At 71.4% G+C, this 13801-nt stretch carries 16 protein-coding genes; 3 read left to right on the top strand and 13 right to left on the bottom strand.

The genetic code is table 11. The features are described 5' to 3' along the window. From ACZ63F_RS33110 to ACZ63F_RS33145, 8 genes are all read right to left on the bottom strand, one after another. Window positions 1-465, bottom strand: coding sequence for a GlcG/HbpS family heme-binding protein (locus ACZ63F_RS33110; protein WP_351961465.1), 465 nt, complete (start codon window positions 463-465; stop codon window positions 1-3). After that, window positions 462-1247 (bottom strand): alpha/beta fold hydrolase, encoded by a 786-nt coding sequence (locus ACZ63F_RS33115; RefSeq protein WP_469716734.1) that lies wholly within the window; start codon window positions 1245-1247, stop codon window positions 462-464. The genes ACZ63F_RS33110 and ACZ63F_RS33115 overlap by 4 nt, the downstream gene beginning before the upstream one ends. Window positions 1248-1272: 25 nt before the next feature. Further along, on the bottom strand, window positions 1273-1644 hold the full coding sequence (locus ACZ63F_RS33120) for a VOC family protein (RefSeq protein WP_469716736.1): 372 nt from the start codon (window positions 1642-1644) through the stop codon (window positions 1273-1275). Next, entirely contained in the window at window positions 1641-2411 is a 771-nt protein-coding gene (locus tag ACZ63F_RS33125) for a fumarylacetoacetate hydrolase family protein (RefSeq protein ID WP_469716738.1), read from the bottom strand. Before ACZ63F_RS33125 ends, ACZ63F_RS33120 begins: the two co-directional genes overlap by 4 nt. After that, on the bottom strand, window positions 2408-3856 hold the full coding sequence (locus ACZ63F_RS33130; protein ID WP_469716741.1) for an NAD-dependent succinate-semialdehyde dehydrogenase: 1449 nt from the start codon (window positions 3854-3856) through the stop codon (window positions 2408-2410). Before ACZ63F_RS33130 ends, ACZ63F_RS33125 begins: the two co-directional genes overlap by 4 nt. Before the next feature lie 32 nt (window positions 3857-3888). Next, window positions 3889-4809, bottom strand: coding sequence for a VOC family protein (locus ACZ63F_RS33135; protein ID WP_469716743.1), 921 nt, complete (start codon window positions 4807-4809; stop codon window positions 3889-3891). Between the two features lie 104 nt (window positions 4810-4913). Continuing rightward, complete coding sequence (locus ACZ63F_RS33140; protein WP_469716745.1) at window positions 4914-5825, bottom strand: LysR family transcriptional regulator; 912 nt, start codon at window positions 5823-5825, stop codon at window positions 4914-4916. Between the two features lie 111 nt (window positions 5826-5936). Further along, entirely contained in the window at window positions 5937-6500 is a 564-nt protein-coding gene (locus ACZ63F_RS33145; protein WP_469716812.1) for a carboxymuconolactone decarboxylase family protein, read from the bottom strand. 237 nt (window positions 6501-6737) lie between these two features. On the opposite strand from ACZ63F_RS33145, the gene ACZ63F_RS33150 reads away from it, so the two are divergent. The 3 genes from ACZ63F_RS33150 (at window position 6738) to ACZ63F_RS33160 (ending at window position 8652) form a co-directional block, all read left to right on the top strand. After that, complete coding sequence (locus ACZ63F_RS33150) at window positions 6738-7142, top strand: cupin domain-containing protein (RefSeq protein WP_469716747.1); 405 nt, start codon at window positions 6738-6740, stop codon at window positions 7140-7142. 130 nt (window positions 7143-7272) lie between these two features. After that, window positions 7273-7695 carry an SH3 domain-containing protein gene (locus tag ACZ63F_RS33155; RefSeq protein WP_352367076.1) on the top strand — a complete coding sequence of 141 codons (423 nt, stop codon included), beginning with the start codon at window positions 7273-7275 and terminating at the stop codon, window positions 7693-7695. Window positions 7696-7887: 192 nt separating this feature from the next. Beyond that, window positions 7888-8652 carry a helix-turn-helix domain-containing protein gene (locus ACZ63F_RS33160; protein WP_469716748.1) on the top strand — a complete coding sequence of 255 codons (765 nt, stop codon included), beginning with the start codon at window positions 7888-7890 and terminating at the stop codon, window positions 8650-8652. 56 nt (window positions 8653-8708) lie between these two features. Here ACZ63F_RS33160 and ACZ63F_RS33165 read toward each other — a convergent pair whose 3' ends face one another. The 5 genes from ACZ63F_RS33165 to ACZ63F_RS33185 all read right to left on the bottom strand — a co-directional run bounded on the left by ACZ63F_RS33165 (window position 8709) and on the right by ACZ63F_RS33185 (window position 13766). After that, window positions 8709-10034, bottom strand: coding sequence for an MFS transporter (locus tag ACZ63F_RS33165; RefSeq protein WP_469716750.1), 1326 nt, complete (start codon window positions 10032-10034; stop codon window positions 8709-8711). Between the two features lie 229 nt (window positions 10035-10263). Further along, the gene (locus ACZ63F_RS33170) at window positions 10264-11214 is read right to left on the bottom strand and encodes a catechol 2,3-dioxygenase (protein ID WP_469716752.1); all 951 of its coding nucleotides are present in this window, start codon (window positions 11212-11214) and stop codon (window positions 10264-10266) included. Beyond that, on the bottom strand, window positions 11195-12313 hold the full coding sequence (locus ACZ63F_RS33175; protein ID WP_469716754.1) for a 4-oxalomesaconate tautomerase: 1119 nt from the start codon (window positions 12311-12313) through the stop codon (window positions 11195-11197). Before ACZ63F_RS33175 ends, ACZ63F_RS33170 begins: the two co-directional genes overlap by 20 nt. Then, on the bottom strand, window positions 12310-13014 hold the full coding sequence (locus ACZ63F_RS33180) for a 4-carboxy-4-hydroxy-2-oxoadipate aldolase/oxaloacetate decarboxylase (protein ID WP_469716757.1): 705 nt from the start codon (window positions 13012-13014) through the stop codon (window positions 12310-12312). Before ACZ63F_RS33180 ends, ACZ63F_RS33175 begins: the two co-directional genes overlap by 4 nt. After that, complete coding sequence (locus ACZ63F_RS33185; protein WP_469716759.1) at window positions 13011-13766, bottom strand: PIG-L deacetylase family protein; 756 nt, start codon at window positions 13764-13766, stop codon at window positions 13011-13013. Before ACZ63F_RS33185 ends, ACZ63F_RS33180 begins: the two co-directional genes overlap by 4 nt. Between the last annotated feature and the right edge of the window lie 35 nt (window positions 13767-13801).

The raw sequence follows: 13801 nt of genomic DNA on the forward strand, positions 1-13801 counted from the left end.
TCAGTCCCTTCCGCCGGAGCCGGTGACGCCCCAGGCGGCGAACTCCAGCTCGTAGCCGAGCGCCTTCAGGACCTCCTCGGCGATCCGCTGGTCCTCGTCCGCGGTGCCGCCGGCGATGCCGAGCCCGCCGATGATCTCGCCGTCCTTCTTGATGGTGACGCTGCCCTCGGCTGCCATGATCGGCAGTGCGGCGCCGGGGAGTTGCGAGAGCTGGGCGAAGAAGACGGGCTGGCTCTCCTGCCATTTCCTCAGCATGGGTCCCGGGCGCTGCATGACGGCCGCGGTGTAGGCCTTGGCGCGGGCGATGTCGGGGGTGAGCGGGCGGGCGCCGTCGGGGCGGCGGATGGCGATCGGGAAGCCGCCGGCGTCCACGACGGCGACGCTCACCGCCTTGCCGATCTCCCGGGCTCGCTGGTGGGCGGCGCCGATGATCTCCTCGGCGGCGGCCAGGGTGAGGCTGGTCATGCTGCTTCCTTCGGTGCGGTGAGGGTGCGGCGGAGCCGGGCGACGGCGGCGTTGTACGGCCGGGGTGTCTCCCAGTACATGGAGTGCGGGGCGCCCTCGACGATCTCCAGGTGGGAGCCGGGCAGCAGTTCGTGGGCGCGGGTGACCGTCTTGACGCTGAGGACGGCGTCCTTCTCCCCGGCGAGGAAGGCGACCCGCACGCCGGAGGCCTGGATCTCCTCCAGGGTCGGGCCGTCGGTGTCGAGATTGCGCAGGTCCTGCATCCTGGCCACGTTGAACGTGCCCATCTGCTGGAAGAGGAAGGTCAGGTCGGCCCGTTCCCGCTGGAACGACGTGGTCAGCAGCCGGTCGATGACGGGGAGCTTGACGGCCTCCGCGCGGTCCGCGGCGGCCAGCTCCCGCAGCTCGGGGTGGCTGATGCCGCCCAGGGAGTGGCCGAGGACGACCGAGGAGACCCGCTCGGGGCGGAGCAGCCCGGCACGGAGGGCGGCGACGGAGCCGATGGACTGGCCGACCAGCATGGCGTCGGTGACGTCCTCCTGGTCGAGGACGGCGACCACGTCACCGGGGAAGTCCTGGCCGTCGAACTCCGCCATCGACGAGTCGGACCTGCCGAAGCCGCGCAGGTCCACGGTGAGGACCGTGAACTCCCCGCGCAGTGCGGCCACCTGCTGCCACCAGGCGGCGTGGTGGCCGCCGCTGCCGTGCACGAAGAGGATCGCCGGGCCGCTGCCGTGGCGCTCGTAGTAGATGGAGGTGCCGTCGGAGTCGGCGATGGGCATGTGATGAACTCCCGTACTGGTGGGCTCAGTTGGGGCGGCGGCTGTGGTAGACGAGCTCGATCATGGTGTGGTCGGGGTCGTGGATGTAGCAGAACTTGGACTGGTTCTCGGGGCGTTCGATCGGCCGGGTGTGCCGGATGCCCAGCTCCTCGAGGTGGGCGAGGAACTCGTCCCAGTCGTCGACCTCGACGGCGAAGTGGTAGGGCGCCATGCGCTCCATCTCCTCGACAGGGGTGAAGTGCAGGTCGAAGTTGCCCCGGGTCATCAGCACCACGCGGGTGTTGGACTTGGGCTGGATCCGCTTCATCCCGAAGACCTTGGTGTACCAGGCGGCGGTGCGGTCGGGGTCGGTGGTGGGGAAGTTGACGTGGTGGATGTAGCGGGGTGCCGCGGTCATGAGTGGTTCCCTTCCAGGTGTACGGGGTTGGACAGCACGCCGATGCCGCTGATCTCGGCCTCGACGGTGTCGCCGGGTTCGAGTTGGCAGGTGGACTCGGCGCCCATCCACAGCACGTCACCGGGGTGCAGGGTGATGTGCCGGGTGATCTCGACGATGTAGTCGAAGGGGTCGAAGACCATGTCCCCGGTCGGGAACGCGGCGCGCACCTCGCCGTTGACCCGGAGCGTGGTCGTCTGGGCGAGGGCGTCGACGTCGGTCTCGATCCACGGGCCCATCGGCTTGAACGTGTCGCTGTTCTTGCTGCGCCAGAACGTGCGGTCCCGGTGCTGCCAGGTGCGGGCGCTGACGTCGTTGCCGATGGTCCAGCCGAAGACCGACTTCCGGGCGTCGTCGTACGTCGCGTGCCGGGCCGTGCGGCCGATGACGGCGACGAGTTCGGGTTCGGCCTCGAAGCGTCCGGTCACCTCGGCCGGCTTGACGATCGGCGAACGGTGCCCGGTGAGCGCGTTGTTGGCCCGGTAGCCGACCTCGGGGCGCTCGGGTGTCGCGGCCCCGGCGTGCTCGATGTGCCGGGGGTAGTTGTAGCCGACGGCGTAGAACACGCCCGGCACGACGGGCGGCAGCCAGGTGACGCCGGCGACCGGGATCGTACCGAGGACGTCGGGCTCGCCCTCCAGCGGCGACCCGGAGAGCAGTTCGACGCGGGACTCCCCCACCCGGCCCCAGACCGCCCGTCCCTCCACCGAGACTCGCGCGTACCTCATGGCGTCAGCAGGTGGGAGACGCGCTTGGTGACCAGGTAGGCGTCCAGCGCCTCCGGGCCGCCCTCCCGGCCGTACCCGCTGTCCTTGACCCCGCCCGAGGGTGCCTCGTGGACCGAGCCGCCGCAGTGGTTGATCGAGAGGATGCCGGCCTGCAGTGCGTCCGAGAGCTTCTCGGCGGTGGCGGCCGACCTGGTGAAGCCGTAGGCGGCCAGGCCGTACGGCAGGGAGTTGGCGGTGGTCAGCGCGTCGTCGAGGTCGCTGAAGGGCAGGATCGGGGCCAGCGGCCCGAACGGCTCCTCGGAGAGCAGGTCCGCGTCCGCGGGTACGTCGGTGAGGACGGTCGGGGCGAAGAAGTAGCCGGGGCGGTCGAGCCGTTCGCCGCCGGTGCGGACGGTGGCTCCCTTGGTCACCGCGTCCGCCGTCAGCCGCTCGATCGACCGCAGCCGGCGCTCGTTGGCGAGGGGGCCCATCGTGGTGCCCGGGGTGAGTCCGTCGCCGACGACGACCGACTCGGCGGCCTTCACGAACTCGGCGGTGAAGTCCTCGGCCAGCGACTCGTGGACCAGGAAGCGGCTGGGCGAGGTGCACACCTGGCCGGCGTTGAAGAACTTGGCCTGGGCTGCGCGCCGGGCGGCCTGCCCGGGGTCGGCGTCGGCGCAGACGATGACCGGGGCGTGGCCGCCGAGCTCCATCAGGGCGGGCTTCATGACCTTGCCGGCCTCGGCGGCGAGCAGTTTGCCGACGGGCACCGAGCCGGTGAAGGCGATCATGCGGGTGACCGGGGAGGCGATGAGGTGGGCGGAGACCTCGGCGGGTTCCCCGAAGACGAGGTTCAGCACTCCGGCGGGCAGGCCGGCGTCCACGTAGCACTCGACCAGGGCGGCGGCCGTCGCCGGGGTCTCCTCGGAGGCCTTGATGATCAGCGAGCAGCCCGCCGCGAGGGCCGAGGAGATCTTACGGTTGGGGCCGCCGACCGGGAAGTTCCAGGGCACGAACGCGGCGACGGGGCCGATGGGTTCGCGGCGGACGGTGAGGATCGTGCCGGGCGCGGACGGGACGATACGGCCGTACGCGCGGCGGGCGTCCTCGGTGTGCCAGCGCAGGGTGTCGGCGGTGCGCCGTGCCTCGCCCGTCGACTCGGCGAGGGTCTTGCCCTGCTCCAGGGTCATCACACGGCCGATCTCGGCGGCGCGTTCGGCGATCAGGTCGGCGGCCCGGTCGAGGATCGCGGAGCGCCGGGCGACCGAGGTCGCGCGCCACACCTCGAACCCGTGCTCGGCGGATTCGAGTGCGCGGTCGAGGTCGGCCGGGGTGGCGAGGGGGACCTCGCCGATCGTCTCCCCGGTGGCGGGGTCAACGACGGGGGCGGTCCGTCCGGAGCCGCCCCGGCACCACTCGCCCGCTATGTACATGCGGACGGCGGGATAGCCGTGGTCGGTGGTCATGAAGGGGTGCCCTCTCAGGTTCGGGACCAGGGTCAGGAGGCGCTGGGGGCTTCCTGGTCGCGGTTGGTGCGCAGGGCCCAGATGTGGTGCGGCGGGGTCGTCTCGTGGACCCGGGTGCCGTACTTCTCGTCGGCCCGGTCCATGTCGGCGGCGTACTCGACGCGGCCGCCGCACGGGGCGTGCAGGAAGCGGAAGACGTTGGAGCCGATGGTGTGCCGGCCGAGCCTGCGGGCCTCGCGCCAGCCGTGCTCGATCATGCGGTTGCCGCCCTCGATCACGTCGTCGAAGCCGGGCACCTCGTAGGCGACGTGGTTGATCCCCGCCCTGTCGGGGCGGTGGCACAGCAGCATGGTGTGCTGGTCGTCGTCGCCGGGGGCCTGCATGAAGACACCCATCGGCTCGACCACGTCGGTCGGGCGGAATCCGAGCCGGTCGACGTAGAAGCCGACGGCCGCCTCGCGTCCCGCCTTGGGGATGTTCAGGGCGACATGGCACATGCGCAGCGGCCGGATCCGGGTGATCGGCTCCAGGGCGGTGTTCCAGCGGGTGACGCTGCCGAGTGTGTTGGCGGGGCGGGGGGTGACCGGGGCCGGCGTCGGACGGGCCAGGGTCAGGCCGACGCCGAAGCCGGTCTCGTCGACGGTGTGGTGGACGCCGTCGGCGCTCTCGCGGACCGGGCGGTCCCGGGCCGCCTCCGCCACCAGCCGTGCCAGTTCCTCCGGTGTGTCGACGCCCCAGACGACCTCGCGCAGCGTCGGCCCGTCCTCGACGGGGGCCGGCAGCAGGGGCGACGGCAGGGTGTCGAGATGCAGGGTCTGTCCGGTGCGCGTCTCGAACACGGCGTGCTCGTCGGTCCGTTCCACCGGGAACAGTCCGAAGTCGTCGAAGAACCGGACGCAGGTGTCGAGATCGTCAATACCGTAGGTGACCGATTCGATTCTCTGGATTCCCATGGATTCCTCGTTTCCGGGTCGCCTCGCGAGCGTAGATATCGGCCGACGAGGGGCTCAATGGCGTGAGCGGTACGCAATGCGCAAGCGTTTCTTGCGGCTTGGGCCTACGACCGCATCGCGGGAATCGGGTTCTGCGCGAACCACTCGGCGAGGAAGTCCAGGAAGACGCTGATCTTGCGCGGGGTGTCCTGCCCTGGTCCGTAGATCGCGTACAGCGGGCGGTCGGGTACGGGGAGGCCTGGCAGCAGCACCTGGAGGGCACCGGAGACCAGGTCGTCGTAGGCCGGGCGCTGGGGCAGCAGGGCGATGCCGCGGCCGTGCACCGCCGCCTTCTGCAGGGCGATGTAGGAGTTGGACGAGAACGCGATGTTGCGGATCTTGTGCAGGGTGCTGGTGTGCCCGTGGCCGATCCGCCAGACCGGGTCGTTGAGGTGGACCAGGCAGTCGTGGGCGGCGAGGTCGTTGGGGTGGGCGAGCGTGCCGCACCGCTCGATGTACTCCGCGGAGGCGCACAGCACGAACGGCAGCGAGGCGATCTTCTTCAGCCGGACGCTGGAGTCCCTGAGGTCCCGGGTGTGGAACGCGACGTCGAATCCGCTGTCCAGGAAGTCGTAGGTGCGGTCCGACATCCCGCCGAGTTCGAACCTCACCTGGATCTTCGTATGCGTCGCCGCGAACGCGGCGATGGCGTCCCCGAGGTCGAGGCTGCCTATCCACTTGGGGCAGATGACGCTGAGGGTGCCCTCCGGCCGGTCGTGGAGCTGGGCGATGCCGGCGTCCTCGGCCTCGATCTCGTCGAGAATGCGGGCGGCGAACTCCGCGTAGCGCCGGCCGGGCTCGGTCAGGCTCACGGAGCGGGCGGTGCGGTTGACCAGGCGTACGCCGATCTGCCGCTCCAGCTCCGCCACGTGCCGGGACACCAGGGAGCCGGACGAGCCGAGCTTCTTCGCGGCCCCGCTGAAACTGCCGACCTGGGCGACGGTCACGAAGCTGTGCATGAGGAGCAAGCGGTCCATTTTTCCTCCGAACGCGCGTGCGGCTCGCTCGCGCCTGTCACCCACAAAAATCGACTGTCGGCAATTCTGTCAACGGATCCCGGCTTAAAAGATGAGATGCGTTTCTCATGGTCAGGCCGTGGATCGGGCGTCGGAGGGGGTGATCCGGCCGTAGCCGCGGACGTCCGGGAACGGCGGCTCCCGGTCGGCCTGGAGGTCCACCTGGAAGGTGTTCAGGCACATGCCGAGCATGGTGAAGTTGCCGAGCGCGCCGATCGTGTCGACCAGTCCCTTGGGGCCGAAGTGCGCCAGGGCGCGGGCGAAGGTCGCGTCGGTGACGAAGTGCTCCTCGAGGACCTCCCGGCAGAACTGGTAGAACGCCTGGTCGGCCTCGTCCTCGAAGACCGCCTCGCGCTTCTCGGCGATGGCCGCCACGGCCGCTTCCGGGATGCCGGCCTCGACCGCCTGGCGCACGTGGGCGTTCCAGGAGTACTGGGCGTCCCAGTTGCGGGCGGCCATCAGCAGGGTGAGTTCGCGCAGGTGCTTCGGGAGGCTGCAGTCGAAGCGGGCGAAGGCGCCGAGGGAGTCCGCGCGTTCGCACATCTCCGGGCTGTGCAGCCAGACCCGGAACGGGCCGCGGACGGCGCCCCGGCGGCCCGCGATCCGGGCGGCCAGCTCCCGCTGGCGGGGGTTCATGTCGTCTTCACCGAGAACGGGGAGCCTCATGGGCCGGTACCTGCCTTCTCTCGCTCCGGCGGCCGCGGATCTCCGGCGGCCGTGGATTGCCGGGTGTGGACGCTACCGCCGCTCCGCGGCCGCTCACACCTCCCGGAGCGCAAGGTAAAGCTGCACGCCAGGGGGCACCCGTTCGCGTCCGCGCGGCCTAGCGTCGGTCGGCGTGTCAGGTACGTCGTCATGGAGAGGAACCCCCGGATGACCACGATCATCAAGGCCGCGTCCGTACCCCTGCTCGACCGGGGTGGCGCGGTCGTGACGACACCGCTGATCACCACGCCGTCCGCGGGCGGCGAGAACCTGATCACGAGCGGGATGAGCGTGTACCCGGTGGGCTCCGGGGCGCCGTTGCACTCGCACAACTGCGACGAGCACGTGACCGTCCTGGAGGGCGAGGCGGAGGTGTGGGTGGACGGCGAGGTGACCCGGCTGACCCGGTTCGACACCACGTACGTCCCGTCCCCCGTCCCCCACCTGTTCCGCAACGTCGGCGAGACGCCGCTGCGGATCCTGTGGGTGTACTCGTCGGGGTACGTCACGCGGACCTTCACGGCCACCGGGAAGACGGTCGAGCACCTGTCGGCCGAGGACCAGATGGGCTGAGCCCGCGGCGGCCTGGGACGTCCCAGGCGTCCCAGGGCACGCGGGGACGACATGGTGACGGTTCGGCACGGAAACGCTCCGAGTCGTGATCACGCTTCGTGTTCACCGGCACGACAGCACGGAGGTTTCCATGTCCCGTCGGATCCTGAAGAACGGCCTGCTGGCCACGGTCGCGGTGTTCGCGTTCCTGCCCACGGCCGGGGCCGCCACCGCGAGCGCCGCCACCCCGGTCCCCGCACCCCAGGGAATCGTGCAGTACTACAACTACACCACTCTGCCCGCGCCGGCCGGCCACCGCCTCCACACCCGGCACTACACGTACCGGACCGTGGGCCGGGTGACCACGCACCGCGTCCGGCTCAACGTCCGCTCCGGCCCGAGCACCCGCTACCGCGTGGTGAGCCACCGTCACAGCAACCGGCTCGTCTCGCTGTCCTGCAAGACGTACGGCGGCTCGGTGCGCGGAAACCACACCTGGTACCGGCTCCCGCACCACAAGGGGTACGTCTCCGCGCACTACGTCCGGGTCGGCCACGCCGTCCCGTGGTGCTGACGGGCGGTCACCGGCGTACTCCCTGACCGCAGAGGCCTGTTCGGGAACCCGCGTTCCCGAACAGGCCTTCGACATGCACCCCCCGATTCACCGTCTTCACACCTGTTCGCCGATTGCGCCCGGTCCCGATGGGAAGCCATTCCGACAACAGGGGCGAAACGCCCATAGCGTAATGAAGTCGAGGCACGCAACATGCCGCACCCTGAAGGAGCGAGAGCCACCCCGTCGGACCAGTCGCCGGCGGCGAGGCTGCGCGAGCTCAAGGAGAGCACGGGCCTGAGCCTCGCGGCGCTGGCCGCCCGCACCCCGTACAGCAAGTCCGCCTGGCACCGCTATCTCTCCGGCGACAAGCGGCCGCCGCGTGCGGCCGTGGAGGCCCTGGCCAGGCTCGCGGGCGCCGATCCCGCCGCCGTCCTGGCGTGGTGCGAGGCCCCCGAGGGGCCGCCGGCCGCCGAGCCGCCCCGGGAGCGGGGGCCGGCGATACGGTGGTGGCGGCTGCCGCTGACCGCGGTCGCGCTGCTCGCCGTGGCCGGGGTGACCGCGGCGGCCGTGACCGTCTCGGACCGGCGCGGCACACCGGGCGTGCAGCCGGTGTCGGCGGCGCCGCGCTGCCACGGCCGCGCCTGCCAGGGCGAGTTGCCCGACGCGTCGGCGTGCGACCGGGACGCACGGACCAAGAGCCGCGTCACCGGCGTCGCCTACGACGTCCGGCTGCGCTGGTCCCCCGCCTGCGGCACCGCCTGGTCCGAGGTGCGGCTGCACACCCCGGTCGCGCGCGAGGTCTCGGTCCGGGCCGGGGAGGACGTGCTCTCGGCGAGCTATCCCGCCTCGGACTCGGTCGGCTACACCAGCCCGATGCTCGCGGTACCGGCTCCGCGGGGGGTGGAGGCGTGCGCCGAGGTGGCCGGACAGCTGGCGTGCACGGGGCTGGAGGCGGATCCCACCGGGGAACCGTAGGAAGGCGCCGCGCCCGTGGAAGGGGCGCGGCGCCGGACCGGCCCGGGGGGGACCGGTCAGTGGGCGGCGACCAGCTCCTCCCGGTCGTTGCCGGCCTGGGGCTGCCTGGCCGAGCGCAGGGCGGCGATGCCGATGAACACCATCGAGGAGACACCGGCCAGCGCGAAGGCGGTGAAGCCCCAGTCCCCGTTGCCCGCGGCGAGCAGCTGGCCGCCGAGCCACGGGCCGAAGACCGCGCCGAAGCGGCCCATGCCGGAGGTCCAGCCGACGGCGGTGGCGCGGTTGCCGGCCGTGGAGCGGATGGAGACGGTCGCGTAGATCATCGTCTGGGCGCTGTTCAGGAAGACGCCGGTGAGGAAGACGACCAGGGTGGTCAGGCCCATCGGCATGTGGACGCTGAGCAGGTAGACGCCGGCGGCGGTGAGGGCGAACCAGATGGCCGCGATGCGCGGGGCGCCGAACCGGTCGGCGGCGCGGCCCGCGATCAGCATGCCCACGATGCCGCCGAGGTTGAAGACGACGACGAAGGTCAGGGCGTTGGTGAGTTCGTAGCCCTCGGTGCGCATCAGGGTGGGCAGCCAGGTGGCGACGCCGTAGACCAGGAGCAGGCCGCCGAAGGAGGCCAGCCAGTACAGCAGGGTCTGCAGCCACTCGCCGCCGCGGAACAGGCCGAGCAGCGCGTCCCAGCGGTCGGCGGCGGTCTTCCGGGCGGCGACGGCGGGCAGTTCGACCTCGTAGCGGTCGGCCAGGGCGGTGGCCTCCTCGGTGCGGCCCTTGGCGACCAGGAAGCTCAGCGACTCGGGGAGGAGCTTCAGCAGGACGGGGACGAAGAGCAGCGGGAGCACGCAGACCCAGAAGGCGGAGCGCCAGCCGAGGGGGTCGACCAGCCACTTGGCGACGTAGGCGGAGAGGATGCCGCCCGCGTGGTGGGCGGTCATCAGCACGCCGATGGTGAGGGCGATCCGGCCGCCCCTGGCGTAGTCGGAGACCATGCTGATCGCGGTCGGCAGCAGTCCGCCGAGGCCGACGCCGGCCAGGGTGCGGCCGAGGCCGAAGACCGCGAGGCTCCCGGAGACGGCGCAGATGCCGGAGGCGAGCGAGAACAGCGTGACGCAGGCGACCATCAGCTGCTTGCGGCCGATCCGGTCCGCGACCGTGCCCGCGGTCAGGGCGCCCACCAGCATGCCGAAGGTGGCGTAGGAGCCGAGGTCGCCGGCCTCGTCCGGGGTGATGCCGAAGGTCTTGGTCTCCAGCAGGTGGGGCAGCACCGAGCCGTAGATGAACATGTCGAGGCCGTCGAAGAGCACGGCCAGCCAGCACAGGCCGACGACCAGCAGGGCCAGTCTGCTGCCGCGCGCGGACAGGGCGGTTGAGGAGGACATCTTTGTTTTCCTCTCGTCCAGGATGCGTTCCCTGGAGGGGAAGCGGTAGAGGGGGTCGAGACGGCTCGTGCGGCTGACCCGTGGTGCGTAGACGCTAAGGACCGGCAGGCAAAAACGTCAACAGTTTTGTCAACAATCACAGCAACGATCAGGACACCCCAGGTGGCGAAGGGGGTGGGCGACGCGTCGTACCGCGCCACCCACCCCCTGGATGCCTGCTGTGACCGGATCAGCCCACCGGTGGTGTCCCGTGGGTGTGGAAGGACTCGATCGTCTTGAGACCCCATGCCTGGCCCTTGGCGCGTTCCGCCTCGGTCCAGGTGACCAGCGGCCAGTCGGGGGCCAGCACCAGCCGGGTGAGCGGGTTGCACAGCTCGATCCGGTTGCCGCCCGGCTCGTAGACGTACAGGAAGAACGTCTGCTGGATGGCGTGCTTGTGCGGGCCGGTCTCGATGAACACGCCGCTGTCGATGGCGAGGTCGGCCGCGCGCAGGATGTCCTCGCGGCCGTCGGTCGCGAAGGCGATGTGGTGCAGCCGCCCGGTCGAGCCGGTCCAGTCGGACGTGTAGACGACGTCGTACGACTTGTGGGTGAAGGTCAGCCAGCGGGCCGCGATCGTCCCGTTGTCGAGGCGGACCTGCTCGGTCGACCGGGCTCCGAGGACCTGTTCCTGGAACTCGGCGTTGGCGAGCACGTCGGCGGCCAGGAAGTTGACGTGGTCGAGACGGCGCACACCGACGCCCCGGTTGGGTTTGGCCTGCGGCTGGTTCTTCAGCGCGGGCTTCAGCTCGTCCGGCGCCCGGTAGTGCTCGCTCTCCCAGTAGAGGGCGTGCTCGTGGCCGTCCGGGTCGGTGGTGACGTAGAGCTTGCCGAGGCCGGGTTCGTCCTCCGCCCAGTGGCCGCTCCCGCCCGCTTCCTCGACCGCCTTCACACGGCGGTTCAGGGCCTCCTGGCTGGAGGTGCGCAGGGCGAGCCGGCCGAGGCCGGGCCGGTCGCGGGCGGTGAGGACCAGGCTGTGGTGCTCGTAGTCGTCGTACGTCCGCAGATAGACCGTGTCGCCGTCCTGGCCGTGGACGGTCAGGCCGAGGAAGTCGGTGAAGAAGGCGACGCTGGCGTCCAGGTCCGGGGTGAACAGCTGGGCATGGCCGACATGGGCGATGTCACCGAGGGGCGGAGCCATCGTTGCCTCCTTGAGGTTGTGCGGGAAGGGCGGCGGCGCGCGGGAAGACGGTGCCGTCGAAGATCTTGCGGGCGGTGCGGACGACCGCGGTGCGGCGGGCGGCCGGCGGGGAGCCGTCAAAACCCGGGTCGACGCTGGTGTCGATCTCCAGGAATCCGGTGGGGTGTTCGATGCGGACGCGGTCGCCGTGCTCCGGGAGCCGGGCGATCCCCTGTGCCACGCTGCCGGGCAGCCTGAGCCCCGCGGCCACACTGGCGGCGCCGAGGACGCCGATCGAGGTGTGGCAGCGGACGGGGATGAAGGTCCGGGTGGTGACCGCGCCGCCGTCGCGAGGCGGTGCGAGGAGGCTGAGCTTGGGCACGGTGGCCGTCTCGACGTCGCCGAGGCCCATGAGCTTGCCCGCCGCCAGCCGGATCTCGTGGAGGCGGTCGGCGACGGCCAGGTCCTCCTCCAGGTCCCTGGGCTCCTCGTACCCGGTGACGCCGAGGTCGGCTGCAGCGATGAGCACGGTCGGCATGCCGTTGTCGACACAGGTCACCGCCGTGCCCGCGACGGTGTCGAGGACGTTGCCGGTGGGCAGCAGCGGGCTCCCGGCGGGCGGGAACTCGATCACCACCGGGGCCGCCGTGCCGGGCACTCCGGAGATCTCGGCGTCCCCCGTGTAGTCGACGCGCCCGCCCGGGGTCGGGAAGGTCGCGACGGCCGGCTCCCCCGTGTTGAGCATCCGGATCCGTACCGAGGTCTCGCCGTCAGCGGCGGCCACGAGCCCCCGCTCCACGGCGAACGGCCCCACCCCGGCGAGGATGTTCCCGCAGTTCTGGCGGTCCGTCACTTCCGACCGGTCGACGGCGACCTGGAGGAACAGGTAGTCGACGTCCGCCTCCGGGTCGTCCGGCACCGAGACGACCGCCACCTTGCTGGTGAGGGGGTGCGCCCCGCCCAGGCCGTCGATCTGGCGCGGGTCGGGGCTGCCCATCACCCGCAGCAGCAGGTCGTCCCGGGCGGCGGGGTCCGCGGGCAGGTCCTCGGCCAGGAAGTACGCGCCCTTGGAGGTGCCGCCGCGCATCAGCATGCAGCGCACCTCCGCGGGCCCGGTCATGCGCCCCGCTCCTGGTGCTCCTCGTACGTCCGGTACTCGACGCCGAGCCGCTGGAGGGTCTCGCGCAGCCCGTACCGGTCGAGGCCGAGCTGGCCCTCGACGAACGCGGCGCGGGTCGCGGCCTCCTTGGCCTCCCGGGCCTCGGACTTCTCGGCCGTCTCGCGGACGCGCTCGCGGGGTACGACCACGACCCCGTCGTCGTCGGCGAGGACGACGTCGCCCGGACGGATCACCTGGCCGTCGATCGCGATCGGCACGTTGACCGAGCCGCCGGTGGCCTTCACCGTGCCCTGCGAGGAGACCGCCCGGGACCAGGCGGCGAAGCCCATGTCCCGCAGCTCCTGGGTGTCGCGGATGCCGGTGTTGAGGACGGCCCCACGCACCCCGCGCTGCTGCAGCGCGGTCGCGAACAGCTCGCCGAACAGGCCGTCCGTGCAGGGCGAGGTGGTGGTGACGACCAGGATGTCGCCCTCGCCGCACTGCTCGACGGCCGCGTGGATCATGAGGTTGTCGCCGGGCCAGCTGAGCACGGTGACGGCCGTGCCCGCGACCCGCACGCCCTGCTGGACCGGGCGGATCCCCGGGCCCAGCAGACCGGTCCGGCCCATGGCCTCGCTCACGGTGGCCACACCGAAGCCGGCGAGGACGTCGACGTCCTTCAGCTCCGCCTTCGGCGGGTTGGTGACGATCACGCCGCTCATGCCAGCTCCTTCGCGATCTGCGGGAACGGCCGCATGAACGCCTCGGCCATGGTGGTGTGCGCCAGGCCCAGGTTGGGCCCGGCGTTCCGCTTGAGCTGGACGCCCCGCCGGGCGGCGAGGTCCGTGTAGTACGCCCACAGGTGCTGCTGGGCGCCGAGGCACTCCATCGCCTTGCGCTTGGTCTCCCAGACCTCGGTGATGTCGAGCAGGACCTCCGGCCGGAAGCCGCTCATCTCGGGCTGGTGCGGCTCGAAGTAGAAGACCGGCGGGGCGCCGATGATGTCGCCCGCGCCGGGGTAGCCGATGGCCTGCGCGAGGATGCGGGCCTCGAGGGCCACGCGGTTGGCGGCCGGGTGGTCACCGTTGTAGGGGTCCTCGACGGGGTGGGTGAGCACGACGTCGGGCTGGGTCTCCCGGTAGACGGCGACCAGCTGGTCGGTCAGCTCGGCGGTGGCGACCAGCGGGTAGTCACCGGCGTCGAAGAACCGGACCTCGGCGCCGAGAGCGGCGGCGGCCTTCTCGGCCTCCTCCCGGCGAATCGCCTTGATCTCCTCCAGGTTTTTGCCCTCGCGCCACGCCTTGGCGGACTCGCCGCGCTCACCGAAGGTCAGACACGCGATGGTGACCTTCTCGCCCCGGGACGCGGCCAGGGCGATGGCTCCACCCGCCCGCCACACGAAGTCCCCGGCGTGCGCGGTGACGACCAGGGTGGATCGTGGTGGGATGGTGGCGGGCGCGTTGGCGTGCGTCATGGAAAACTCTCCTTGGTGGACAGGTGTGCGCCCAC

It is taken from the genome of Streptomyces sp. NPDC104761 (genome assembly GCF_055583445.1).

Excerpts from the sequence above, each read along its gene's own strand:
- ACZ63F_RS33150 (WP_469716747.1), top strand. The coding sequence starts at position 6,738 with ATGACCACGATCATCAAGGCCGCGTCCGTACCCCTGCTCGACCGGGGT.
- ACZ63F_RS33175 (WP_469716754.1), bottom strand. The coding sequence starts at position 12,313 with ATGACCGGGCCCGCGGAGGTGCGCTGCATGCTGATGCGCGGCGGCACC.
- ACZ63F_RS33165 (WP_469716750.1), bottom strand. The coding sequence starts at position 10,034 with ATGTCCTCCTCAACCGCCCTGTCCGCGCGCGGCAGCAGACTGGCCCTG.
- ACZ63F_RS33115 (WP_469716734.1), bottom strand. The coding sequence starts at position 1,247 with ATGCCCATCGCCGACTCCGACGGCACCTCCATCTACTACGAGCGCCAC.
- ACZ63F_RS33110 (WP_351961465.1), bottom strand. The coding sequence starts at position 465 with ATGACCAGCCTCACCCTGGCCGCCGCCGAGGAGATCATCGGCGCCGCC.
- ACZ63F_RS33170 (WP_469716752.1), bottom strand. The coding sequence starts at position 11,214 with ATGGCTCCGCCCCTCGGTGACATCGCCCATGTCGGCCATGCCCAGCTG.
- ACZ63F_RS33145 (WP_469716812.1), bottom strand. The coding sequence starts at position 6,500 with ATGAACCCCCGCCAGCGGGAGCTGGCCGCCCGGATCGCGGGCCGCCGG.
- ACZ63F_RS33180 (WP_469716757.1), bottom strand. The coding sequence starts at position 13,014 with ATGAGCGGCGTGATCGTCACCAACCCGCCGAAGGCGGAGCTGAAGGAC.
- ACZ63F_RS33155 (WP_352367076.1), top strand. The coding sequence starts at position 7,273 with ATGTCCCGTCGGATCCTGAAGAACGGCCTGCTGGCCACGGTCGCGGTG.
- ACZ63F_RS33120 (WP_469716736.1), bottom strand. The coding sequence starts at position 1,644 with ATGACCGCGGCACCCCGCTACATCCACCACGTCAACTTCCCCACCACC.
- ACZ63F_RS33135 (WP_469716743.1), bottom strand. The coding sequence starts at position 4,809 with ATGGGAATCCAGAGAATCGAATCGGTCACCTACGGTATTGACGATCTC.
- ACZ63F_RS33185 (WP_469716759.1), bottom strand. The coding sequence starts at position 13,766 with ATGACGCACGCCAACGCGCCCGCCACCATCCCACCACGATCCACCCTG.
- ACZ63F_RS33130 (WP_469716741.1), bottom strand. The coding sequence starts at position 3,856 with ATGACCACCGACCACGGCTATCCCGCCGTCCGCATGTACATAGCGGGC.
- ACZ63F_RS33125 (WP_469716738.1), bottom strand. The coding sequence starts at position 2,411 with ATGAGGTACGCGCGAGTCTCGGTGGAGGGACGGGCGGTCTGGGGCCGG.
- ACZ63F_RS33160 (WP_469716748.1), top strand. The coding sequence starts at position 7,888 with ATGCCGCACCCTGAAGGAGCGAGAGCCACCCCGTCGGACCAGTCGCCG.
- ACZ63F_RS33140 (WP_469716745.1), bottom strand. The coding sequence starts at position 5,825 with ATGGACCGCTTGCTCCTCATGCACAGCTTCGTGACCGTCGCCCAGGTC.